The sequence below is a fragment of the Oleiphilus sp. HI0066 genome, from assembly GCF_001635725.1.
The window spans coordinates 1-1,158 of record NZ_LWFH01000681.1 but is presented as its reverse complement, the minus strand read 5'-3'; the positions used below and the strand labels follow the sequence as shown (position 1 = coordinate 1,158).

At 46.2% G+C, this 1,158-nt stretch carries 2 protein-coding genes; both read left to right on the top strand.

Going from position 1 to position 1,158, the window contains the following annotated elements:
• Nucleotides 1-601, top strand: a 601-nt coding sequence (locus A3738_RS08640; protein WP_068763527.1) for an ElyC/SanA/YdcF family protein, incomplete at its 5' end; no start/stop codon positions are given.
• Nucleotides 601-1,158 (top strand): ferrochelatase (gene hemH, locus A3738_RS08635; protein ID WP_068763526.1); only part of this gene is annotated, 558 nt, incomplete at its 3' end. The genes A3738_RS08640 and hemH, both read left to right, overlap by 1 nt.

The following is a 1,158-nucleotide window of genomic DNA, read 5'->3' as shown; positions in this document are numbered from 1 at the left end:
ACCTATCGCTCATCTTATTGCTCAGCCGCTTGAGTACCGATATAGCCCGTTTGATGGGCAAGATGTGCCGTACGTTGTGGTGCTTGGTGGTGGTCATACGACTGATATGCGTGTCGCGTCTCTGCATCAATTGAATCGTACATCTTTGGCTCGTTTGCTAACCGGTGTTGAGATTGTGAAGCTGCAACCAAAAGCTACCTTGTTGGTGTCTGGCTATGCGGGGTTTGATACGCAAAGTCATGCGCAAGTCGCGGCAAATACGGCGCAGTTATTAGGCGTTGATGCAGATCGCATTTTATTGCAAGCCAATGCTAAAGATACGTATGAGGAAGCGCTTGCTTGGCGAAATATAATTGGTATGCAGCCTTTTGCATTGGTGACTTCAGCAATGCATATGCCCCGTGCGATGGCGTTGTTTGAAAGCTTAGGTATGCGACCTATTGCTGCGCCAGCCAACATAGAAGCAAAAGGTGATCGACCTTTGGTTTGGCGTGATTGGATTCCGACAGCAAACAACTTGGCAATTGTTCAAGCAGCGTGGCATGAATATTTAGGGATGTCTTGGGCTTGGCTTAACAAAACACTAAAAGAGGCGGTGTAATGGCGTTCAAAGGTGAAAAGAATTTTTCACACCGTAGTGCAGATAAAGTGGGCGTTTTATTGGTGAATCTGGGTACGCCTGAGGCTCCAACGGCTAAAGCGCTACGTAAATATCTGGCTCAATTTTTATCGGATCCTCGTGTTGTTGAGATTCCAAAACTGATATGGATGCTGATCCTACATGGCATCATTTTACGTGTTAGGCCTAGCAAATCTGCTGAAGCGTATAAAGAAGTATGGACTGAGGATGGTTCACCTTTGATGCTCCATTCTTTGGCGCAAACACAAGCCATTCGTGAGAAGTTGCGTGCCGAGTATGGCAACAATGTGATGGTTGAGCTCGCAATGCGTTATGGTGAGCCCTCAGTATCGAATACGCTTGATCAAATGATGGCGGAGAGTTGCCGCAAACTAGTTGTGTTGCCTTTATATCCGCAGTATTCAGGAAGCACTACGGCCTCTGTTTTTGATGATCTCGCAGCAGATTTTACGCAACGTCGTTGGTTACCCAGTTTTCGATTTATTAGCAGTTATCATACGAATCCAGCCTACATCAAT